At 72.7% G+C, this 21,713-nt stretch carries 15 protein-coding genes and 1 tRNA gene; 8 read left to right on the top strand and 8 right to left on the bottom strand.

Features of this window, described 5'->3' with window-relative positions; genetic code table 11:
* Positions 1 to 124: 124 nt before the first annotated feature.
* Positions 125 to 1,477: a M1 family metallopeptidase gene (locus tag ABT070_RS20870; protein ID WP_351762635.1), complete on the bottom strand. Its 1,353-nt coding sequence runs from the start codon at positions 1,475 to 1,477 to the stop codon at positions 125 to 127.
* A gap of 77 nt (positions 1,478 to 1,554) precedes the next feature.
* Positions 1,555 to 5,421, bottom strand: coding sequence for a Pls/PosA family non-ribosomal peptide synthetase (locus ABT070_RS20865; protein WP_351762632.1), 3,867 nt, complete (start codon positions 5,419 to 5,421; stop codon positions 1,555 to 1,557).
* Positions 5,422 to 5,861: 440 nt separating this feature from the next.
* Here ABT070_RS20865 and ABT070_RS20860 point away from each other — a divergent pair, with 440 nt between their 5' ends.
* Positions 5,862 to 6,740 carry an ABC transporter substrate-binding protein gene (locus ABT070_RS20860; RefSeq protein WP_351762629.1) on the top strand — a complete coding sequence of 293 codons (879 nt, stop codon included), beginning with the start codon at positions 5,862 to 5,864 and terminating at the stop codon, positions 6,738 to 6,740.
* An 84-nt stretch (positions 6,741 to 6,824) separates the two neighbouring features.
* Here the strand turns inward: ABT070_RS20860 and ABT070_RS20855 are convergent, their stop codons facing one another.
* Complete coding sequence (locus ABT070_RS20855) at positions 6,825 to 9,608, bottom strand: SpoIIE family protein phosphatase (protein ID WP_351762626.1); 2,784 nt, start codon at positions 9,606 to 9,608, stop codon at positions 6,825 to 6,827.
* Positions 9,609 to 9,814: 206 nt separating this feature from the next.
* Positions 9,815 to 9,899 (bottom strand) — tRNA-Leu (locus ABT070_RS20850).
* 207 nt (positions 9,900 to 10,106) lie between these two features.
* Here ABT070_RS20850 and ABT070_RS20845 point away from each other — a divergent pair.
* The 3 genes from ABT070_RS20845 to ABT070_RS20835 all read left to right on the top strand — a co-directional run bounded on the left by ABT070_RS20845 (position 10,107) and on the right by ABT070_RS20835 (position 12,920).
* On the top strand, positions 10,107 to 11,435 hold the full coding sequence (locus ABT070_RS20845) for a M20/M25/M40 family metallo-hydrolase (protein WP_351762624.1): 1,329 nt from the start codon (positions 10,107 to 10,109) through the stop codon (positions 11,433 to 11,435).
* A 177-nt stretch (positions 11,436 to 11,612) separates the two neighbouring features.
* Complete coding sequence (gene chpH / locus ABT070_RS20840) at positions 11,613 to 11,846, top strand: chaplin ChpH (RefSeq protein ID WP_028806602.1); 234 nt, start codon at positions 11,613 to 11,615, stop codon at positions 11,844 to 11,846.
* Positions 11,847 to 12,032: 186 nt separating this feature from the next.
* Positions 12,033 to 12,920 carry a chaplin gene (locus ABT070_RS20835; RefSeq protein WP_351762620.1) on the top strand — a complete coding sequence of 296 codons (888 nt, stop codon included), beginning with the start codon at positions 12,033 to 12,035 and terminating at the stop codon, positions 12,918 to 12,920.
* Positions 12,921 to 12,989: 69 nt separating this feature from the next.
* Here ABT070_RS20835 and ABT070_RS20830 read toward each other — a convergent pair whose 3' ends face one another.
* Positions 12,990 to 13,178 carry a DUF5703 family protein gene (locus tag ABT070_RS20830; RefSeq protein WP_005485166.1) on the bottom strand — a complete coding sequence of 63 codons (189 nt, stop codon included), beginning with the start codon at positions 13,176 to 13,178 and terminating at the stop codon, positions 12,990 to 12,992.
* A 47-nt stretch (positions 13,179 to 13,225) separates the two neighbouring features.
* On the opposite strand from ABT070_RS20830, the gene ABT070_RS20825 reads away from it, so the two are divergent.
* Positions 13,226 to 13,906, top strand: a complete 681-nt coding sequence (locus ABT070_RS20825) for a hypothetical protein (protein ID WP_351762617.1) — start codon at positions 13,226 to 13,228, stop codon at positions 13,904 to 13,906.
* Positions 13,907 to 14,006: 100 nt separating this feature from the next.
* On the opposite strand, the gene ABT070_RS20820 is transcribed toward ABT070_RS20825, so the two are convergent.
* Together ABT070_RS20820 and ABT070_RS20815 are read right to left on the bottom strand one after the other, a co-directional pair.
* On the bottom strand, positions 14,007 to 16,418 hold the full coding sequence (locus ABT070_RS20820) for a helix-hairpin-helix domain-containing protein (protein WP_351762614.1): 2,412 nt from the start codon (positions 16,416 to 16,418) through the stop codon (positions 14,007 to 14,009).
* Positions 16,415 to 17,401, bottom strand: a complete 987-nt coding sequence (locus ABT070_RS20815) for an aldo/keto reductase (RefSeq protein WP_351762611.1) — start codon at positions 17,399 to 17,401, stop codon at positions 16,415 to 16,417. Before ABT070_RS20815 ends, ABT070_RS20820 begins: the two co-directional genes overlap by 4 nt.
* A 199-nt stretch (positions 17,402 to 17,600) precedes the next feature.
* Between ABT070_RS20815 and ABT070_RS20810 the strand changes: the two genes are divergently transcribed.
* Both ABT070_RS20810 and ABT070_RS20805 read left to right on the top strand, forming a co-directional pair.
* Complete coding sequence (locus tag ABT070_RS20810) at positions 17,601 to 18,656, top strand: LLM class F420-dependent oxidoreductase (RefSeq protein WP_351762608.1); 1,056 nt, start codon at positions 17,601 to 17,603, stop codon at positions 18,654 to 18,656.
* Positions 18,657 to 18,940: 284 nt separating this feature from the next.
* Positions 18,941 to 19,729, top strand: a complete 789-nt coding sequence (locus tag ABT070_RS20805) for a ferritin family protein (RefSeq protein ID WP_351762605.1) — start codon at positions 18,941 to 18,943, stop codon at positions 19,727 to 19,729.
* Between the two features lie 140 nt (positions 19,730 to 19,869).
* On the opposite strand, the gene corA is transcribed toward ABT070_RS20805, so the two are convergent.
* Positions 19,870 to 20,865 carry a magnesium/cobalt transporter CorA gene (gene corA / locus ABT070_RS20800; protein ID WP_351762603.1) on the bottom strand — a complete coding sequence of 332 codons (996 nt, stop codon included), beginning with the start codon at positions 20,863 to 20,865 and terminating at the stop codon, positions 19,870 to 19,872.
* Positions 20,866 to 20,927: 62 nt separating this feature from the next.
* Between corA and ABT070_RS20795 the strand changes: the two genes are divergently transcribed.
* Positions 20,928 to 21,614, top strand: coding sequence for a histidine phosphatase family protein (locus ABT070_RS20795; protein WP_351762600.1), 687 nt, complete (start codon positions 20,928 to 20,930; stop codon positions 21,612 to 21,614).
* The last annotated feature ends 99 nt before the right edge of the window (positions 21,615 to 21,713 follow it).

Genomic DNA, 21,713 nt, shown 5'->3' with positions numbered 1-21,713 from the left:
GGGCGCCGTGCCCCGTAGGGGGCGCGGGGAACCGTGCGATCGACCCCCACCGGCCCGCGGGCCGAACACCGTGCCGGCCGTCTCACCACCCGGTCGGTGCAGCACCGCGAGCACAGCGGAGCGCCTACGCCGACTCCGCGCCCCGGGCCACCGACGGGACCGGCAGCGGCGGCAGCGCCGTGCCGTACACCCATGCCTCGAACAGCTCGTCCAGCGGCTCCGGCGCGAACCGGGCCGCGTGCGCGGCGAGCGTCGACGTCGTCACCGACCCGCCCCGGTGCAGCCCGAGCCAGGCGCGCAGCATCCGGAAGAACGCGTCGTCGCCCAGCGCGCAGCGCAGCGCGTGCACGGTGAGCCCGCCGCGCTCGTAGAGCCGGTCGTCGAACATCGACTTGCGGCCGGGGTCGGCGAGGCGCAGGTCCTGCGGCAGCGAGGACAGCGACCGGTGCGCGACCGCGGCGAGCTGCTGCGCGCTGCGCCCGCCCGACCGCTCCGACCACAGCCACTCCGCGTACTTCGCGAACCCCTCGTTCAGCCAGATGTGCCGCCAGTCGGCGATGGACACACTGTTGCCGAACCACTGGTGCGCCAGCTCGTGCGCCACCAGCCGCTCCGAACCCCGCGCGCCGTCCACGTGGTTGGCGCCGAACAGCGACAACCCCTGGGCCTCGACGGGGACATCGAGGTCCTCCTCCGTCACCACCACCGCGTACTCGTCGAACGGGTAGGGCCCGAAGAGCTGTTGGAAGAGGTGCATCATCCCGGGCTGGCGCGCGAAGTCCCGCGAGAACTCCGCCAGCAGCTCGGCAGGAAGGTGCCCGTGCTGGGGGATGCCCCCGAGTCCCGGGTCGCCCAGCAGGACGGTCTGGTACTTGCCTATGGACAGGCCGACCAGATAGCTCGACGTCGGCGCCGCCTGCTCGTACACCCAGGTGGTCGTCGAGGCCTTCGTGGTCCGCGTCAGCAGCCGGCCGCCCGCCACCACCGAGTACGCCGACGGTGTCGTGACCGATATCAGGTACGACGCCTTGTCCGCGGGCCGGTCGTTGCACGGATACCAGGAGGGCGCCCCGACGGGCTGGCTGGCCACCAGCGCCCCGTCGCCCAGCTCCTCCCAGCCGATCCCGCCCCAGGGGCTGTTCACCGGCTTGGGGTTGCCCGACCAGTGCACCTCGACGGTGAAGGCGGCCCCGGCGCGCAGCGGCTTGGCGGGCCGCACGCGCAGCCGGCCGCCACGGTGGGTGTAATGCGTCGGCCGGCCGTCCACCCGGACCCGGCCGATCTTGAAGTCGGCCAGGTTCAACTGGAACTCCGGCAGCGCCGAGCGCCCCACGATGGCGTTGATCCGCGCCGCGCCCGACAGCCGGTTCGGGCCGGGCCGGTAGTCCAGCGTGAGCTCGTAGCGGTGCACCCGGTAACGGGAATCACCGTTCGCCGGGAAATAGGGATCCGGCCCGACCGCCTGCTGAACTGCCACTTCCCCGTCCGCTCCCTGACCTGTAATCGAACCACCCGCCGCCGGCGCACCGCCCACCGACTCCGAGTAGCCCCCTCTCAGGGACGCCATGCCTCGATCGGGTTGCCGAGCCAGCGGGTGTCGTCCGGGACGGACTCCGCGGCCATGACGAGCGACGCGGGACCCAGGGTCGTCCGGGCCCCGATCGTGCTGCCGGGCAGCACGATCCCGCCAGGGCCCAGCGTGGCACCCTCACGGAGGACCACAGTATCCGTCCGCAAGATCCGGTCGTGGAAGAGGTGAGTCTGCAGGACGCACCCACGGTTCACCGTCGCCCCGTCCCCGAGCGTCACCAGGTCGGACTCCGGCAGCCAGTAGCTCTCCACCCACGCGCCCCTGCCGATCCGCGCGCCGAGCCCGCGCAGCCACGCCGTCATCACCGGCGTCCCCGGCACGGCGCCCGCCAGCCACGGCACCGCCACGACCTCGACGAAGGTGTCCGCCAGCTCGTTGCGCCACACGAAGCCGCTCCACAGCGGATGCTCGCCGCTGCGATGCCGCCCGACGAGCAGCCACTTGGCGACGATCGAGACGACGGCCGCCGCGGCCCCCGCCCCGAGCAGGACGAGCCCGGACAGCAGCGGCGCCCAGACGCCCAGCGCGCACAGCACCGCCACCGTCAGCACGGCCAGCCCCGCCGAGCAGAACACCGGCACGATCCGGCACAGTTCCACCAGCGCACGAGCCCACAGCAGCCGCGCGGGCGGCTCGTACGTCCGGCTCTGGTCACCGCCGGTCGTGTTCCGCGGCAGCTTCACCGGCGGCAGCCCCAGGTACGAGCTGCCCTTCTTCGCCTTCTTCGGCGTCGCCGACAGCACCCCCACCAGGCCGCCGTCCGGCACGCTCCGCCCCGGCGCGGTCATCCCCGAGTTGCCGAGGAACGCCCGCCGCCCGATCTCCGCCCGCCCGATCCGCATCCAGCCGCCGCCGAGCTCGTACGGCGCGGTCAGCGTGTCGTCGGCGAGGAACGCGCCCTCGCCGACCGTGGTCAGGCTGGGCAGCGCGAGGACCGTGGAGACCTCCGCGCCCTTGCCGATCCGCATCCCGAGCAGCCGCAGCCACACCGGCGTGACCAGCCCCGCGTACAGCGGGAAGAGGGTCTCGCGCGAGTGGTCCATGAGCTGTGTGACGGTCCAGGCCTGCCAGCCGATCCTGCTGTGCGTGGGATGCGTGCCCTCGCGCAGACCGAGGCTCAGCAGCCGTACGGCGATCAGCAGCAGCACGGCGTACGCCAGACCGAAGGCGAGCGTGGCCGGGACCAGGGCGAGCGCGGCGCCCCGCAGGGCCTCACCCAGCCCGCCGTCCGGGGTCACGAAGCGGCTCGCCACCAGCAGGGCCGCCCCGCCCGCCAGCACCGGCAGCGCGGTCAGCGCGAAACCGGCCAGGCCGTACAGCACACGCCAGGACGTGCCCCGCGCCGGCCGTTCCTTGGGCCAGTTGCGCTTGGCCTTGCCGAGCTTGACCGCGGGCGCGCCCGCCCACCGCTGACCGGTGGGTACCTGACCGGTGACCGCCGAACCCGGCGCCACCTCGGCCCGCTTGCCGACCCGGGCGCCGGGGAAGAGCATGCTGCGCGTGCCGACGACGGCGTGCGCGCCCACCTTGACCGTCCCGATCTCCAGCCGGTCGCCGTCCAGCCACCAGCCGGACAGGTCCACCTCGGACTCCACGGCCGCGCCCCGGCCCAGCTTCAGCATGCCGGTCACCGGCGGCAGCGAGTGCAGGTCCACGTCCGGCCCGACCTTGGCCCCCAGGGCCCGTGCGTAGCGCTCCAGCCAGGACCCGGTCAGCGAGGTCGCCCCGCTGAACTCGGCCAGCCGCTCCGCCGTCCACAGCCGCAGATGGACGCCGCCACCGCGCGGGTACCGCCCCGGCTGCACCTCGCGCAGCAGCAGCCGCGCCCCGCCCGCGGCGATCGCGAGCCGTCCGGGCGGGCTGAACAGCAGCAGGGCGGCGGACCCGACCAGCCACCACGGGGCGGTCGGCAGCCAGGCGTACGCGGGCAGCAGGTTGCCGAGCGCGGCCAGCGGCACCGTCCAGCGCAGCCCCAGCAGCGTGAACAGCGGTACGAGCAGCAGCGTCTGGATCACCTTGGCGCGCGCGGGCACCGGCGCGATGACGCGGGTCGCCCCGTCGTCCTGCGCGGACTTCTCCAGGTGCCGGGCCAGCTTGCGCAGGGTGGGCTGCTGGTAGATGTCGAGGACGGCCGCGCTGGGGTAGCGGGTGCGCAGCCGCGTCGTCAGCTGGGCGGCGGCGAGGCTGCTGCCGCCGATCGCGAAGAAGTCGTCGCGGGCACTGCCCACGGGGATGCCGAGGACCTCGGTCCACTGTTCCGCCAGCCAGGCCTCGGTGCCGTAGAGCTGCTCGGCCGGGCCGCCCGTCTCCACCCCTTCCAGGGGCCAGGGCAGGGCGTTGCGGTCGACCTTGCCCGAGGTCCGGGTCGGCAGGTCGTCCACCGGCGCGAGCAGCGGCACCAGGGCGGCGGGCAGCTCGGCGCGCAGCCGCTGCACGGCCGCCGCCTGGTCCCAGCCGTCCTGCGTCACGACGTATCCCACCAGGAGCTGATTGCCGCCGCGGGCGGTCCGCACGGCGGCGGCGGCCCCCGCGACACCCGGCAGCGCCTGGAGTGCCGCGTCCACCTCGCCCAGCTCGATCCGCCGCCCGCCGAGCTTGATCTGCTCGTCGGCCCGTCCGAGGAAGACGAGCCCCTCGACGTCGGCGCGCACCAGGTCACCGCTGCGGTACGCCCGCTCCCAGCCCAGCGACTCGAGCGGCGCGTACTTCTCCGCGTCCTTCTCGGCGTCGAGATAGCGCGCGAGCCCGACCCCGCCGATCACCAGCTGCCCGCTGCCGCCCAGCGGCACGGGCTCCCCGGCCTCGTCCACGACGGCCAGCTCCCAGCCCCTGAGCGGCAGTCCGATCCGGATCGGCTCCTCGCCGGACATCAGGGAGGCGCAGGCGACGACGGTGGCCTCGGTCGGCCCGTACGTGTTCCAGACCTCCCGCCCCTCCGTCACCAGCCGCTGCACCAGCTCGGGCGGGCAGGCCTCACCGCCGAAGATCAGCAGCCGTACGTCGTTGAGGGTCTCGGGCTCCCACAGCGCGGCCAGCGTCGGCACCGTGGAGACGACCGTGATCTCCTGCTCGACCAGCCAGGGCCCCAGATCGGCGCCGCTGCGGACCTGGGAGCGGGGCACGGGCACCAGGCAGGCCCCGTAGCGCCAGGCGAGCCACATCTCCTCGCAGGACGCGTCGAAGGCCACGGAGAGCCCGGCCATGACCCGGTCGACGGGCCCGATCGGCTCCTCGGTGAGGAACAGCGCGGCCTCGGCGTCCACGAAGGCGGCGGCGCTGCGGTGGCTGACGGCGACGCCCTTGGGCTTCCCGGTGGAGCCGGAGGTGAAGATGATCCAGGCGTCGTGCTCGGTGCCTGGGCGGGCGGCGGCCGCCCCGGACGTGCCGTGGACGGTGATCTCGTGCCGGGCGCCGACGACGGCCCGCACGTCCGCCTCCCCGAAGACCAGCTCGGCCCGCTCGTCGGGATCCTCGGCGTCCACCGGGACGTAGGCGGCGCCGGCGGCGAGGACGGCGAGGATCGCCACGTAGAGGTCGTTGGTGCCGGACGGGACACGGATGCCCACCCGGTCGCCGAGCCCGACCCCGGCGGCGGAGAGCCGGCGCCGGAGGTTCTCCACCTCGACGGCGAGGGCGCGGTAGGTGAGGGGCGTGCTGCCGTCGTCCAGGGCGAGCTCGTCCGGGAACGACCGTACGGACGCGTCGAAGACGTCGACGAGGGTGCGGGGGGAGGCGGCGGGGCCGCCGGAGAAGCGTGCGGTGTCACCGAGTCGAGCGTGGATTTCTTCGTCGAGCAGGCCGAGAGCACTGCTCTCGTGAATGGCTGCCATCGGTCCTCGCGTCTCGATCCCGGAAGCCTCCGGGGCGCCGGCGGGCCCGCAGGTCTGCCTGGGGTTGTCCGGTCCAGCTCCGTAACAAGCCGGAAATTTTAGTACGACGCTAGGCTCGCCGCAGGGGAGCGGCCACTCGGGGAGGCCGTCCGGGGTGCCGTGGAAGATCAACGGCAACGCTCTGACCTGGAAGCTTCGCACCGCGGAGAGACTTGCCCCACATCGGCGGGAAGGACGCCTCTGCCGCCCTGATGTCCCGCTTTGGCGTGGCACGCGCCGAGGACGGGAACGGGGCCGAGGCGGGCGGCCGGCCGCTCGGCACCGCTGGAAGGCGGTGGCCCGACCCGCGCTCCGGAGCCCTCCCGCACGGCTCCGGCAGTCGTATGGTTCGGGGTGATTTATGGTGAATCAAGGAGTATGCCCCTACCGGAGGTGCAATGATGCGCGCCGCGGCAGCGATCGGCTCCCTGGCTGTCGGCGTGGCGCTCATCGTCGCGACATCGGCCTGTGACCAGGGCGGGTCGCGGTCGCCGAACGTCCGCTACGGCGACTGCCCGGTCTCGGGACATTACGGGGAGTTCCACCTGACACCCGAGACGGCGGGCGCCCTCACGGTCAAGACGACCCTGCCCGCGCCCGGCTGGTGGAACGGCGACACGCCGGACTCCATCAAGAGCGGCTACGAGTACTGCATGGCCGCCAACATCGCCTATCGGTCCGGACTCGACCGGGTGAAGGTGGAGAACGCCCCCTTCCCGGAGGTCGTGTCCGGCCGGACCAAGGACTTCGACCTGGCCCTGGCGCAGATCACGATCACCCCGGAACGCATGAAGGTGGCCGAGTTCTCCCCGCCCTACCTCTCCTCGACCCTGGGAGTGCTGATCAGGGACGACGAGAAGATCGACGAAGCCGACATCCGTGACGTCCGCATCGGAGTGGCCGAGGGCACCACGGGCGAGGAGTTCGTCGAGAAGCGCCTCAAGCCGACCAAGCCCGTCACCGCCTTCCCCAACGACCCGGAGATGGTCACGGCGCTGGAGGAGGGACGGGTCGACGCGGTCGTCCACGACACGACGATCCTGCTGGCGTATCCCCAGAAGCGGGAGGGCAAGGTGCGCCTCGTGGGCCAGTACCGGACGGACCAGGGCTACGGCGCCCTCTACCCGAAGGGGTCACCCGACAAGGACGAGCTGGACCGGATCATCAGACAGCTGATCGACGACGGGACGCTCACCAAACTGTCGGCCGTCTATCTCGGGGCCGCTTTCGGCCAGGACCCGGCCAAGATCCCGTACTTCACGGTCGGCGACGGCTCCTGAACGCTCCGGGCGCGGGCCCGCCCGGAGCGGCGGCCCGGAGCGGCGGCCCGGAGCCGCGGCCCGGTCTCCGTCCCGCTCCCCGCTTCACAGGTCCGCCATCGGGAGACCGCCTAGGTCCCCGGCGGCTCCGGCGTCGAGCGCCTGCTCAGCCCAGATGATCTTGCCTCGGTCGGTGTACCGGGTCCCCCAGCGGCGGGACATCTGCGCGACGAGGAACAGACCACGCCCCCCCTCGTCGGTGAAGGCCGCACGGCGCAGGTGCGGGGAGGTGCTGGTGCCGTCGGCGACCTCGCAGATCAGACTGTCGCGGTCGCGAAGCAGCCGCAGGCTGATGGGGCTCGCTCCGTACCGGATGGCGTTCGTCACGAGTTCGCTGAGGATCAGCTCGGTCGTGAACGCGGCCGCGCCGAGCCCCCAGGACTCCAGCCTGCGCGTGGCCTCGGCGCGGATCCGGGAGACGGCCGCGGGGTCGCCGGGCACCTCCCACTCCCCGACCTGGCCCGGGTCGAGCAGCCGGGTGCGTGCGACGAGCAGGGCGACGTCGTCACTCGACCTGGTGCGCAGCATCGCGTCGAGCACCGCCCGGCAGGTGTCGTCCGGGTCGGCGCCGTCCGTATGGGCGAGCGCCTGCCTCAGCATGCCGAGCCCGGTGTCGATGTCACGGCCGCGGGCCTCGACCAGACCGTCGGTGTACAGGACCAGCCGGCTGCCGGCTGCCAGCCGGAGTACGGCCGTCTCGACCGGCAGGCCTCCTCCCACGCCGAGCGGCGGGGCGACGGGGATGTCGGGGAAGGTCACGGAGCCGTCGGGCGAGACCAGCGCCGGACCGGGATGACCGGCCCGGCCGAGAACACACCGCCCGGAGACCGGATCGTAGACCGCGTACAGGCAGGTGGCGCCGGTGACGGCCTCGGTGTTCCCCTGCGCCGCCGCGTCCTGGTCGATCCGGGTGATCAGGTCGTCCAGGTGCGCGAGAAGCTCGTCCGGAGGCAGGTCCAGGGCGGCGAAGTTGTGCACCGCGGTCCTCAGGCGACCCATCGTCGCGGCGGCGTGCAGACCGTGCCCGACGACGTCGCCGACCACCAGGGCCACCCGGGCCCCCGGCAGCGGGATGACGTCGTACCAGTCACCGCCCACCCCCGCCTGGGCGGGCAGGTACCGGTGCCCGACCTCCAGGGCGGACAACTCGGGGAGCACGCCGGGCAGCAGGCTGCGCTGAAGGGTGACGGCCGTGGTGTGCTCGCGGGTGTATCGCCGCGCGTTGTCGATGCACACGGCCGCCCGGCCGGCGAGTTCCTCGGCGGGGGACAGGTCGTCCGCCTCGAAGGGGTCCTGCTCCGAACGCCAGAACTCCACGACACCCAGCAATTGGCCTCGGGCCCGGAGCGGCACCGAGATCATGGAGCGGATACCGAACTCGATGACCTTCCGGGCCCGCTCCGGGTTCTGGGCCCGCCATCCGTCGGCCATGGCGAGGTCCGCCACCAGGACCGGCCGGCCGGTGGCCATACCGATGGCCACGGGGTTGTCCGGCGCGTAGCGCATACGCCTCCCGACGGGGTAGAGGGGCACGTCGTCCCGGATGCCCTCGGAGGCGATACGGCGCATCCCCGTACTCGCCCCCGTCGGTTCGCCCCCTTGCAGCACGGGCTCCAGCAACTCGACGGTGGCGAAGTCGGCGAAGCGCGGGACCGCCATCTCGGTCAGTTCCTCGGCGGTGCGCGTCATGTCGAGGGTGGTACCGATCCGCGTGCTGGCCTCGTAGAGCAGTTGCAGGCGCCCGCCCGCCACGTCCGCCCGGCCCGCGAGGGCGCGCAGCTCCGTGGTGTCCCGCAGGGTGGCCACGCTGCCCCCCTGCGGGCCGACCACCGGCCGCACGCTGACCGCGAGCAGGATGTCCCCGGCCAGAAAGACCTCGTCCGTGGCAGCCAGCCCGGATCCCAGCAGCCCGGCCAGGGCCGGGCTCAGCCCGAGTCCGGTGACCGGCCTGCCCTCGGCCTCCGGCGGCAGTGCGAGCAGCCGGCGCGCCTCGTCGTTGACCAGCAGCAGCCTGCCGCCACCGTCCAGAATGAGCACGCCTTCGCGGACCGCGTGCAGCACCGCGTCGTGGTGCTCGTACATGCGGGTCATCTCCACCGGTCCGAGGCCCCGGGTCTGGCGCCGCAAACGCCCGCTGACCAGGGCCGACCCGCCCGCGGCCAGCAGCAGCGCGACACCGCCGGCGGCGAAGATCACCGGCAGCTGGTGCTGCACCACGCTGGTCACCTTGTCCGCGGTGACCCCCACGGTGACGAGGCCGACCGCGGTCCCCTTCTCGTCGAAGACGGCCACCGTCGAGTCGACCGCCTTCCCCAGACTGCTGTCGAACGTGGTCTGGTGGGGCTCGCCTTCGAGTGCCTGGCCGTAGGAGGTGGAGACGTGCTTCCCGATCTGGTCCGGGTCCGGGTGGGTCCAGCGGAAGCCGTAGGGGCTCAGTGCCACGACGTAGTCGACGCCGGTCTTCTTGCGCACCGCCTCGGCGTGTGGCTGGAGTGCCGCCGTCGGGTCGTCGCTCTTCATCGCCTCCGCGGTGCCCGGGGCGTTCGCGAACGACTCGGCCGCCACCAGCGACCGGTCGCCGGCTTCCTGGATCGCGCGATTGCGGTCCTGGATGACGAGCACCACGACGGCCGTGGCGATGAGCAGGAGGACGACCGCCAGTTGCAGCAGGAAGACCTGACCGGCGACGCTGCGCGGTTTCCGCAACGACAGCAGACGTCGGCCTGCCGAACGGTGACGGGCCTTCGGACCGGCTCGCGGTGGCCCGGCCTTCGGTGGCAAGGGGTCGGCCCGTCGGCTCGCTGGGGCATGTTGCCCAAGTTTGCCCATTTTCCCAGTATCGGTGACCGGCCCGACGGGCGCGGCTCAGGACGGGCCCGGGCTGGTACGGGCGGGCCGGTGCCGCGACGAGCGGGGAGCCCGAAGGTCCGAAGGGCTCCAGGAACGAAGAATTGCCGGTGAGTCACGTGACTCACCGGCAATTCGCAGATCCATCGAGGACGATCTCGTGAACGTCCCGGCTGGTTCTGCCTCTGTGTCCGAGGGGGGACTTGAACCCCCACGCCCGATAAAGGGCACTAGCACCTCAAGCTAGCGCGTCTGCCATTCCGCCACCCGGACAAGGTGTCTGTCGTGCGGGGTTTCCCCCGCGGCGACGTCGTAAACATTACCAGGCTTTCCGGGGTGCCCGATCACGGGCAGTCGCCCCCGCCGGATGCCGTATCCCGCGTGAACGGCGTGTGACGGGCCGGGACCGGCCTTGGGCGGGGGGCGGGGGAGAGAGAGGATGAGGGGGACCCACCAGCAGTGACAGCGGGAGGAACCAGCGTGAGCGCGACCGACGGCACGGCCAGGAGCGTCACCGGCGAGGACGAGGTCGTGGACCTCTGCCGCGAGCTGATCCGGATCGACACCAGCAACTACGGCGACCACTCGGGCCCGGGTGAACGCAAGGCGGCCGAGTGGGTCGCCGAGAAGCTCGCCGAAGTGGGACTCGAACCGAAGATCTTCGAGTCGCACCCGGGACGCGCCTCCACCGTGGCCCGCATCGAGGGCGAGGACCCGTCCAGGCCCGCGCTGCTCATCCACGGTCACCTCGACGTCGTACCGGCGAACGCGGTCGACTGGACCCACCACCCCTTCTCCGGCGAGGTCGCCGACGGATGCGTCTGGGGCCGGGGCGCGGTCGACATGAAGGACATGGACGCGATGACGCTCGCGGTCGTCCGCGACCGGCTGCGCACCGGGCGCAAGCCGCCCCGGGACATCGTGCTCGCGTTCCTCGCCGACGAGGAGGCGGGCGGCACCTACGGCGCCCGTCACCTCGTCGACAACCACCCCGACCTGCTCGAGGGCGTCACCGAGGCGATCAGCGAGGTGGGCGGTTTCTCGTTCACCGTGAGCGAGGAGCGGCGGCTCTACCTCATCCAGACGGCCGAGAAGGGCATGCACTGGATGAAGCTGACCGTGGCCGGCACCGCCGGACACGGCTCGATGATCCACCGGGACAACGCGATCACCGAGCTCTCCGAGGCGGTCGCGCGGCTCGGCCGGCACACCTTCCCGGTACGGGTCACCAAGACGACCCGCGCCTTCCTCGACGAACTCGGCGACGCGCTCGGCACCCAGCTCGACCCCGAGGACATGCAGTCGACCCTCGCCAGGCTGGGAGGGATCGCCAAGCTGATCGGCGCGACCCTGAGCAACACCGCCAACCCGACCCAGCTGGGCGCCGGCTACAAGGTCAACGTCATCCCGGGCGAGGCCACCGCGCATGTCGACGGACGGTTCCTGCCGGGGCACGAGGACGAGTTCCTCGCCGACCTCGACCGGATCCTCGGCCCGAAGGTGCGCCGCGAGGACGTGCACTCCGACAAGGCGCTGGAGACCTCCTTCGACGGGCCGCTGGTCGAGGCGATGCAGTCCGCGCTGCTCGCCGAGGACCCGACCGCCAAGGCCATCCCCTACATGCTCTCCGGCGGAACCGACGCCAAGTCCTTCGACGACCTCGGTATCCGCGGCTTCGGCTTCGCCCCGCTGAAGCTGCCGCCGGAGCTGGACTTCGCCGGGATGTTCCACGGCGTGGACGAGCGGGTTCCGGTGGACGGGCTCCAGTTCGGGGTGCGTGTGCTCGACCGGTTCATCGACGCGTCCTGAATTGTCCCGCTGAAACGAGATTTCACCGGACCGAGAACGGACGAAGGGAATCGGCCGCCTGTGCGGGCGCGACTGGGAAGAGTGAATGCGCCGATAAGCGCGTAGCCTCATTAATTCCCCCTCGTTACTGGTGATGCGATCCGCTGCTTGGGATCGCATTGCCAACAAGGAGGAATAATGATCAAGAAGGTCGTCGCTGCTGCGGCTGCCACTGGTGGGCTGGTTCTCGCGGGCGCGGGTCTGGCTGTTGCCGACGCCGGTGCCCAGGGTGCTGCCGTGCACTCCCCGGGTGTCGCCTCGGGCAACGTGATCCAGGTGCCCGTGCACGTCCCGGTGAACGTCTGCGGCAACACGATCTCGGTGATCGGGCTGCTGAACCCCGCCTTCGGCAACACCTGCATCAACAAGTGACGCCGACCCGCTGAGGGGTCGTCCGTCCACACCGTCGGCCCCGGAGCGCGCGCCATGCGCTCCGGGGCCGACGGTATTTCTCCGAAGGAAAAGCCGAAGAAGTCGAAGAGCCCGAAACTAATCGAACAGCTGCCATGATGCGAGCAATTCGGGCCGAGTGACGAGATTGAAAGCAGGGATTCAGCAATGCGACAGGTCACCCGCAAAAGCCTCATGACCGTGGCGGCGGCGACGGGGGTGATCGCCGCCGCAGGCGGCTACGCCCACGCCGACTCCGGCGCGAACGGTGCCGCCACGGACTCGCCCGGCGTCCTGTCGGGCAACTCGGTGCAGGCGCCGGTCAACGTTCCGGTGAACGTCTGCGGCAACACCGTCGACGTCGTCGGGGCGCTCAACCCGACCTTCGGCAACTCCTGCGCCAACAAGGGCGGCGGCGCGCGGTCGGGCGGCTACGGCGACCAACGGGGCGGCGGCCACGGCCACCACCAGGGCGGCGGCTACGGCGACCATCAGGGCGGGGGCTACGGCGACCACCAGGGCGGCGGTGGCGGCCGGGGCGGTCACCACGGCGGCGGCCACGGCGGTCACCACGGCGGCGGCCACGGCGGCTCCGGGGGCGCGCACGCGGGCGGGTACACCGGCGGATCGCCCGGTGTCGGCTCCGGCAACCAGGTCCAGGCGCCGATCGACGTGCCGGTCAACGTGTGCGGCAACAGCATCGACGTCGTCGGGATCCTCAACCCGTCCTTCGGCAACGACTGCGCCAACGACAGCGGTACCGGCGCCCACACGCCTCCCTCCCGCGGCCACGAGACGCCGGGCAAGCCCGGAGGGCACGGCCCCGGCAAGCCGGGCGGGCACGGACAGTCCAACCCGTCCCGCCCCGGGAACGTACCGTCCACCTCGGATCACGTGACCCCGGCCGGCGCCTCCGGCGTCCAGCGGCCCGCCGCCCACACCGCGCAACTCGCGCACACCGGCAGCGAACTGCCGATGGGCCTCGCCCTGCCGGCCGGCGTGGGCGCGCTGCTCGCGGGCGCGGTGCTCTACCGCAAGGCACGCCCCTCCGCGTGAACCCCGAGTGAGCCCACGACGGAGCGGGCCCCGCCTCGGCGGGGCCCGCTCCGTATCCGTCGGCTCACCTCACCACGTGGCCCGCACCTGGCGGATGATCCGCCGGCGCAGCCGCACCCTGCGGCTGCCGTCACGCAGCAGGCTCAGGCGGTCCAACTCCCAGTGTCCGTACTCGGCATGGTCGGTCAGCAGTCGGGTCGCGTCCTTGCGGGAGACTCCGCGCGGTACGTAGACGTCGACAAATTCGTATTCCGGCATCGCATCTATTGTGCGGTCTGGGGTCCGGTACGGATAGCGTCTGCACTATGTCTGATGCTGCGCAGCCCACCGCTGCCGAGGTACGCGCCGCCGCCGAGGCGGTCAAGACCGCGCTCGACCGCCACCTGGCGGCGGTCGAACGTAGGACGGGGGAGGACGACCCGGCTGTCTACGAGGCGTTCAACGAGCTGGCCGCGGCCGCCGAGGTCTACGACGAACTGCTCTACGACCGCTATGACGAGGTCACGCCCTTCGAGATCCCCGGCGCGGAGGACTCCCTGCCGCCGTACGCGGGTCCCGAGGAGCCGAACGCGCTGAGTGTGCTGATCCGCCGCGACTACGCCGTCGCGGAGCCGCAGCGGCTGCTGGCGCAGGCCCAGCGGATCGAGGCGGCGGACGACGAGGGAGTGGGCGGCGCGGTCTCGGACACGGTGCACGGAGCGCTGGGCATTCTGTTCGGCGAGTTCGAGCCGGACGAGATCGCCTCCCGGCACAAGGAGTTCGGCCTGGAGGAGGGCGACTCCACGCTGTGGGTGCTGGCGGCGGACGAACCGGCCGAGCCGGGCGAGTGGCTGGAGACACCGTTCGAGCAGGCCGACCCCGGGCGGGTCGTCTGCCGCTTCGACGTGAGCTCGGTCTTCGACGAGCTCGACGACGGTGACGACGACGAGGATCTCGCGGACGACATCGAGGACGAGGAACTGGAGCCACTGGACGCGGACCGCTAGTCGGCGGCCGACAGCGGGCCGACGGGACGCGGGAGCCTCCGAGGCTTCATGACGGCGGCGGTCGCGAGGGGGAGACCCTTCGGGACCGCCGCCGTCCGCGCTACTCGGCCGCCGGGACCTGGGTGCGCAGCAGCACCGGCAGCCGCGTCGTGCGGGGCTTCGCCGGGATCTCGGCGACGGCCTTCGGCAGGGCCTGCTCGACCCCGTGCACCACGGACAGATGGCGCTCCGCCCGGCCGAACGCCGTGTACACCCAGGGACGGGAGAGGGCCTGTGCGGCGTCCCCGGGCAGGACCACGACCGCCGCGGGCCACCGGCTGCCCACGGCCTGGTGCGCGGTCAGCGCCCACCCGTGCCGTACGGCCTGCTCCACCCGTTCCCTCGGGACGACCACCGGGCCGTCGGCACAGGACAGATGCAGCCCGTCCGCGTCGGCCGTCACCACCCGGCCCGGCACCGTACGGCCGGGCGCGGGCGAGTAGGCGATCCGGTCACCGGGGTCGAAGCCGCCGAAGCGGCCGGGGCCGGGATTGAGCCGTTCCTTGAGGGCGGCGTTCAGCGCGCGTGTGCCGGCCGCGCCGCCGTGCCCGGGGGTGATCGCCACCGTCTCCTCGGGGGTGATCCCGAAGGCCCGCGGCACCGAGTCGGCGACGAGCTGCACGGTCCGGTGCACGGCCTCGCCCGCCTCCCGCACCGGCACGATCACGATCTCCTTGCCGGGCGCGTCGACCTGGTTCAGCTCGCCGATGCCGACGCCGGAGACGAGTTCGCCGATCGGCCCCGGATCGGGTGTGCGCGAGGCGACCTGCGGGCAGGCGCGCGCCGCGAGCAGATCGGCGAAGACCCGGCCCGGACCGGCCGACCACAGCACCGCCGGATCCCCGCTCAGCACCAGCCGCGCCCCGTCCGGCAGCGACTCCGCCAGCATCGCGGCGTTCTCCACGTCCAGTTGCGGAGCGTCGAGCAGCACCAGCAGGTCGAGGGCGAAGGCCCCGTCGGCGTCCCGTCCGGGACCCTCGGTGCCGGCCAGCAGACCGTCGACGGTGACGACGGCGCCGTCCGCCGCCCGCTCGCCGAGGAGAGCTGTGAACCGCCGCCGTCCGTCCGGCGTGTGACAGGCGGCGACCGCGCGCAGGCCCAGGGTCCGGGCCGCGGTGAGCAGCGTCGCCGGTTCGGAGTGCGAGGCGTCGCCGCCGGTGTGCAGCACCAGACCGTGTCCGGCGACGGCGCGCAGCAGTTCGGCCGTGCTGCCGGACGCGCCGGCCGTCACCGACTCCCACGGCGCGGAGGCCTCCTTGGCCAGGGAGTTGACCACCCGGGCCAGCGCGTCGGCGAGGCTCTCCTCCGCCAGCGCGTACCGCTCCAGGCCCACCAGGACACGGACCGGCCGGGCCTCCTCGCCGTCTTCGCCGCTCTCGTCCTCGCCGCTCTCCTCCCGGCCGTGCGCGCTGTTCTCGGCGGTCGCCCCGGGCTGGGCGGCCCGGGCGGCGTCCACCGAGTCCAGGGCGTCCTGGAAGACGAGGGCGTCGCCCTCGGCCAGCGCGCTCTGCACGGCCGCCTCGGCGTCCGGCACGGCCTGGCGGCCGAGAGCGGCGGTGAGCGTCGGCAGCTCCAGGGCGGTGTGTCCGGCCAGGGCGGCCTGCTCCAGCAGCCAGACCGTCACCGCGCGGCCGCGCCGTTCGTCGTCGGGGGCGCACTCCGGGCCGAGCAGCGCCCGCGCGAACCCGTCGGCCTGCTCGGGACGCACACTCGGGACGCGCAGCAGCTGCCACGGGTCCTCGCGCAGCAGCTCCTCGGCGCCCTCGCCGAGCGCCGCTGCGGCCTGCGGCGCGAGAGCCTCGGGCGCGCCGCCGTCGGCGAGCACGCGCCGCACCCCCTCGACGGCTTCCGCCGCGGGCGCCGGTGCGGTGTCCGCGGCCGGTCCGGCGGTCACCGGCTGGGAGCGCCGCTCCGGCTCCGGGGCGGGGCGGCGCGGGGCGGGCGCCGGCTCGGCGAACACGGTGGCCGGGGGCTTCGCCCCGCCCTCCACCGCGCGCACGGCCGCCAGCAGGTCGGCGGCCTTCCCGCTCAGCTTGGTCCCGCTGTCGATGGGCTCCGCCTTCTCGGCCCGGCGCCGCTCGATCCGCTCCCGCTCGCGCTTCTGCGCGGCGAGCTCGGCCTGCGCCTCGGAGAGCTGCGCGGCCGCTTCGCCGTCGCCGGTCTTGCCGGCTTCCGCCTCTGCTTCCGTCTCTGTTTCCGCTTCGGGATCTGCTTCCGGATCTGCCTCGGCCCCTGCGGCGAGCGTCTCCCCGCCGTCGCCGTCGCCGTCGCCGTCGCCGTCGCCGTCGCTCACGGCTTCTGCGCCGGGGGCGGGAGACGGGGTGTCGGCGTCGCTCGTCGGGGCGCTGTCGGCCGGCGCCGGTTCGGGCCGCGCCGTCGCGGTGTCGTCCGGGGTCCCGGGCTCCCCGGCCGCGTCCGGCGTCGCCGGTCCGGCGTTCTCCGTGCTCTCCGGGGGAACCGACTCCGTGCTCACAGCGTGCTCCAGTCGTGATCGGGATAGCGGTGCACGGGCGCCGACACGTCGTCGAGAGCCCGGCAGATCTCGTCAGGAAGACTAAGGGCCTCCACTGACAATGCCGCCGTGAGCTGCTGCGCGTTGCGCGCGCCGACGATCGGGGCGGCCACGCCGGGCCGGTCGCGGATCCAGGCGAGGGCGACCTGGAGCGGCGTCACCGCCAGGCCGTCCGCGGCGGTCGATACGGCGTCCACGATGCGGCTCGCGGTGTCGTCGAGATACGGCTCGACGAAGAGGCCGAAGTGGTCGGAGGCACCGCGCGAGCCGGGCGGCAGGGCGTCGCCCCGGTACTTGCCGGTGAGCACGCCGCGGCCCAGCGGCGAGGAGGGCAGCAGACCGACGCCCAGATCCAGCGCGGCCGGCAGCACCTCGCGCTCGACGCCGCGTTGCAGCAGCGAGTACTCCATCTGCGTCGCCGCGAGGCGGGTCCGGGTGCCCGGCGCGGAGAGCTGCCAGGTGGCCGCCTTGGCGAGCTGCCAGCCGCAGAAGTTGGAGACCCCGGCGTAGCGGGCACGGCCGGTGGCGACAGCGATGTCGAGGGCCTGGAGGGTCTCCTCCAGCGGGGTGTCGGCGTCGAAGGCGTGCACCTGCCACAGGTCGACATGGTCCGTGCCCAGCCGGACCAGCGAGGCGTCGAGCGCGGCGAGGAGGTGCCCCCGTGAGCCGTCGTAGGGGCGGTCCGGGTCGGGGACGCTGCCCGCCTTGGTCGAGATGATCAGGTCCCGGCGCGGCACCAGGCCCTCCAGCAGCCGTCCGAGCAGATACTCGGCGTCCCCGTCGCCGTACACGTCGGCCGTGTCGACGAGGGTCCCGCCCGCCTCCCAGAACGTCTTCATGACGTCCGCGGCGTCGTGCTCGTCGGTGTCGCGGCCCCAGGTCAGGGTGCCGAGCCCGATGCGGGACACGCGCAGGCCGGTGCGGCCGAGATGCCTCTGCTCCATGAACGCCGAGATTACTGGCCAGAACTGGGCAGTGGGTTGCCTGTGGATAACCGAATTTCCGGGAGGGGGAGGTCAGTTCCGCAGGCCGCGGCCCCGGCCCCGATCGGCGCGACCCTCGCCACACCACCCTCCCCGGCCCCCGGCCCCCGCGCTAAGGTCTCCGCAACAGCGTCGTTACTGATCAGTAAGGGGATCGGCCATGCAGCTCGGGATCAACCTCGGCTACTGGGGTGCCGGAATGGACGGCGACAACCTCGCCGTCGCCCAGGAGGCCGACCGCCTCGGATACGCCGTCTGCTGGGCCGCCGAGGCCTACGGCTCCGACGCGGCCACCGTGCTCACCTGGGTGGCCGCGCAGACCGAGCGCATCGACGTCGGCTCGGCGATCTTCCAGATCCCCGCCCGCCAGCCGGCGATGACCGCGATGACCGCCGCCACCCTCGACTCGCTCTCCGGCGGCCGCTTCCGCCTCGGTCTCGGCGTGTCGGGACCGCAGGTCTCCGAGGGCTGGTACGGCGTCAAGTTCGACAAGCCGCTGTCCCGCACGCGCGAGTACGTGGAGATCGTCCGCAAGGCGATGACGCGGGAGCGGCTGTCGTACGAGGGCGAGCACTGGACGCTGCCGCTGCCCGGCGGCCCGGGCAAGCCGATCAAGCTGACCGTGCACCCGGAGCGCGAGCACATCCCGCTGTACATCGCCGCGATCGGCCCGAAGAACCTCGAGCAGACCGGCGAGATCGCCGACGGCGCCCTGCTCATCTTCCCGTCCGCCGAGCACCTCGAGGACACCGCGATCAAGCACCTGCGGGCCGGGCGCGAGAAGGCCGGAAAGACCCTCGAGGGCTTCGACGTCTGCCCGACGCTGCCGCTGGCCCTCGGCGAGGACAAGGACGTCGAGCGGCTCGCCGACACCTTCCGCCCCTACACCGCGCTGTACGTCGGCGGTATGGGCAGCCGTAAGCAGAACTTCTACAACCAGCTCGCGCGCCGCATGGGCTACGAGGCCGCGGCCGACGAGATCCAGGACAAGTACCTGTCCGGCGACAAGCAGGGCGCCGCGGCCGCCGTACCGCACGAGCTGATCGACCGGACCACGCTGCTGGGTTCGGTGGAGCGGATCGCCGACCGGATGAAGGCCTACGCTGCGGCCGGCGTCACCACGCTCACCCTCGCCCCCGCGGGCTTCACCCTGGACGAGCGTCTCGCCTCGCTGCGAGCCGGCGCGCAGGCCGTCGAACTCGCCGGTCTGAGCTAGCCGGTCTGGAGCTGGCCGGTCTGAGTTGACCGGGACCGCGTGTCCGGGTCCGGGGGTCCGGGAATTTCAGCGGCCGTGGTGGGGGCTCGGGGGTCATCCCCGCCACGGCCGTCACGCAGAACAACGCGCCATCCGGCGCGCGGTTACGCTCCCGGGCCGACTCCTGGGGTCCCTCTTTTGGCGGAGTTGTCCGACACACCTGTTGCAGCGCCTCCCGTGCCGCATTTGACTCGTTCCTTGCGGAATGCTGCGGAATCCTGCGCAATGCGGAGAGGTGCCCCACGATGCTTTCGGCCAAGAGTCTGTTCCAGGAGATCATCGACAACGACGAGTCCTTCGCGCTCTTCTGTTCCATCGCCGCCGGCGGGGAGTCGCAGGGCGGCTGGGAGAACGCCCGGATCGCCGCGCTCGTCCCGCAGAGCGAACACCACCTGGCTCCCAGGATCGCCCGGCACGGCGCCGACGAGGACAAGCACGGGCGGATCTTCAACGCCCTGATGCGCAAGCGCGGGCTCGCCCCCGTGCCGGTCCCGCGCGACACCGACTACACGATGCTCCTGGAGCGCGCCGGCGTCGGTCTCGCGCACGACAGGCTCCGGGCCGACCATCCGCTGACCGTGCACGACCTCGTCACCTACCTTGCCCACAGCCGGGTCACCGAACAGCGGGCCTCCGAGCAGATGGAGTTGCTGCGCAGGCACTTCGCCGACCACCCCGACCTCGGCCGCGCGGTGAAGATGATCTCGAACGACGAGGACAACCACCTCGCCTACTGTCACGAGGAGCTGCTGCGCCTGGCCCGCGCGGGGCACGGCCGCGCCATCCAGCGGACGCTGCGCGGGTGCGCGCTCGCCGAGATCCGCATCTACCGCGACGTGAGCCTGGCCGTCATGGCCCACATGGGGGACATCCTCGGCTGGCCGAGGGCCAGGTCGGCGTTCCTCGCGGCCGGCATCCACGCCGTGTACGCGTGGGAGCGGTTCGCGGGCTGGCGGCGGATGGTCTCCCTGGAGATGCCCGAGCGCCGCGACGCGCTGGGCGGCCCGGCGGTCGCGGCTCCCGAGCTCGCCTGAGCCCCGACCGCGCGGGCACGACCGCGCGGGCTCCAACGCGCGGGCTTCCGCCGCACGGGCCGCCCCCTGGACCGTCCCCGAGCCGAGCCGAGCCGAGCCGGACCCGGACCCGGACCCGGACCCGGAACCCGGACCCGGACCTAGAGCCATCCCCGATGCTTGAACAACCGGTACAGCAGCACCTCGAGCACGGCCATCAGCGCGATCACCGCCGGATACGCCCACACCCACCGCAGCTCCGGCATGTGCTCGAAGTTCATGCCGTAGATCCCCGCGATCATCGTGGGGACCGCGGCCATGGCCGCCCACGCCGAGATCTTCCGCATGTCGTCGTTCTGCCGGACGCTCATCTGCGCCAGGTGCGCCGAGAGGATGTCCGTGACCAGCCGGTCCAGCCCCTCCACGGACTCGTTCACCCGCGTGAGATGGTCGCTGACGTCCCGGAAGAAGGGCCGCGCCCGCTCGTCCACGAAGGGCACTCCCGGCCCGGGCGCGCTGGTGCCGGCCAGCCGGGTCAGCGGCGGCCCCAGCGGACCGGTGGCCCGCCGGAACTCCAGGATCTGCCGCTTGAACCGGTAGATCCGCGACGCGGTGTGCCGCGAGCCGCCGCCGTCCGGCGAGAACACCTCCGCCTCCAGTTCCTCCAGGTCCGTCTGGAGTTCCGTCGCCACGTCCAGGTAGTGGTCCACGGTGGCGTCGGCGATCGCGTACACCACCGCCGTGGGGCCCTTGGCGAGCAGCTGCGGCTCGTGCTCCAGCCGGTGCCGTACGGCGGCCAGCGGAGCGCCCTCGCCGTGCCGGACGGTCACCACGAAGCCGTCGCCGAGGAAGACCATCACCTCACCGGAGGAGACCGCGTCGCTCTCGGGCTCGTAGACGACCGGCTTGAACACCAGGAAGAGCGAGTCGTCGTAGATCTCCAGCTTGGGCCGCTGGTGGGCCTTCAGGGCGTCCTCGACGGCGAGCGGGTGCAGGCCGAACTCCCGAGTGACGTGGTCGAACTCCTTCTCCGTCGGCTCGTGCAGTCCGATCCACACGAAGCCGCCCGCGGCCCGTGCCTCGGCGAGGGCGTCCGAGAAGTCCTCCGGGCCCTCCGTGCGGCGCCCGTCGCGATAGACGGCGCAGTCGACGATCACTCTGCGCACTCTCCCGTCGGACGCCCACCGACGCACGCCCGCGTGCGCCTACCCTGGGCCGCATGCCCACGTTGATCCTCGTCCGGCACGGCCGGTCCACCGCCAACACCTCCGGACTGCTCGCCGGCTGGACGCCCGGCGTCGCCCTCGACGAACGCGGAGCCGCCCAGGCCGCCGCGCTGCCGGGGCGGCTCGGCGCGCTGCCGATCGCCGAGGTCGTCGCAAGCCCCCTCCAGCGCTGCCAGGAGACGATCCGGCCGCTCCTCGACGCCCGCCCCGGGCTGCGCGCCCACACCGACGAGCGGATCGGGGAGTGCCACTACGGAGACTGGTCCGGACGCAAGCTCGCCGAACTGATGGACGAGCCCCTGATGGAGGTCGTGCAGGCGCACCCCTCCGCCGCCGCCTTCCCCGGCGGCGAGTCGATGCGGGCGATGCAGACCCGCGCCGCGGAGGCGGTACGGGAGTGGAACGCGCGCGTGGAGCGCGACCACGGCGCCGACGCCGTCTATCTGATGTGCTCGCACGGCGACATCATCAAGTCGCTCGTGGCGGACGCCCTCGGGCTTCATCTCGACCTCTTCCAGCGGATCTCTGTGGAACCGTGTTCCGTGACCGCGATCCGTTACACCCGGCTGCGCCCCTTTCTCGTACGCCTCGGCGACACCGGCGACTTCGCGTCGCTCGCCCCGCGCGAGGAGCCGCCGGCCGGGGACGCGACGGTCGGGGGTGGTGCGGGCGCACCGTGATCGTCGGCCGCAGTAGGGTGAAGCGGTCCGCAAACGCGCGCGTACCCGCAGGGACGTTCCCCCACTCGTTCCCCGGCCCACGATGACCCACGATTCCCA

This window comes from Streptomyces sp. NPDC002884, from assembly GCF_040295245.1.
Lineage (GTDB): Bacteria > Actinomycetota > Actinomycetes > Streptomycetales > Streptomycetaceae > Streptomyces.
This window is presented reverse-complemented; position numbering and strand designations above follow the sequence as displayed.

Excerpts from the sequence above, each read along its gene's own strand:
- ABT070_RS20865 (WP_351762632.1), bottom strand. The coding sequence starts at position 5,421 with ATGGCAGCCATTCACGAGAGCAGTGCTCTCGGCCTGCTCGACGAAGAA.
- ABT070_RS20860 (WP_351762629.1), top strand. The coding sequence starts at position 5,862 with ATGCGCGCCGCGGCAGCGATCGGCTCCCTGGCTGTCGGCGTGGCGCTC.
- ABT070_RS20855 (WP_351762626.1), bottom strand. The coding sequence starts at position 9,608 with ATGGGCAAACTTGGGCAACATGCCCCAGCGAGCCGACGGGCCGACCCC.
- chpH (WP_028806602.1), top strand. The coding sequence starts at position 11,613 with ATGATCAAGAAGGTCGTCGCTGCTGCGGCTGCCACTGGTGGGCTGGTT.
- ABT070_RS20835 (WP_351762620.1), top strand. The coding sequence starts at position 12,033 with ATGCGACAGGTCACCCGCAAAAGCCTCATGACCGTGGCGGCGGCGACG.
- ABT070_RS20830 (WP_005485166.1), bottom strand. The coding sequence starts at position 13,178 with ATGCCGGAATACGAATTTGTCGACGTCTACGTACCGCGCGGAGTCTCC.
- ABT070_RS20825 (WP_351762617.1), top strand. The coding sequence starts at position 13,226 with ATGTCTGATGCTGCGCAGCCCACCGCTGCCGAGGTACGCGCCGCCGCC.
- ABT070_RS20815 (WP_351762611.1), bottom strand. The coding sequence starts at position 17,401 with ATGGAGCAGAGGCATCTCGGCCGCACCGGCCTGCGCGTGTCCCGCATC.
- ABT070_RS20810 (WP_351762608.1), top strand. The coding sequence starts at position 17,601 with ATGCAGCTCGGGATCAACCTCGGCTACTGGGGTGCCGGAATGGACGGC.
- ABT070_RS20805 (WP_351762605.1), top strand. The coding sequence starts at position 18,941 with ATGCTTTCGGCCAAGAGTCTGTTCCAGGAGATCATCGACAACGACGAG.
- ABT070_RS20795 (WP_351762600.1), top strand. The coding sequence starts at position 20,928 with ATGCCCACGTTGATCCTCGTCCGGCACGGCCGGTCCACCGCCAACACC.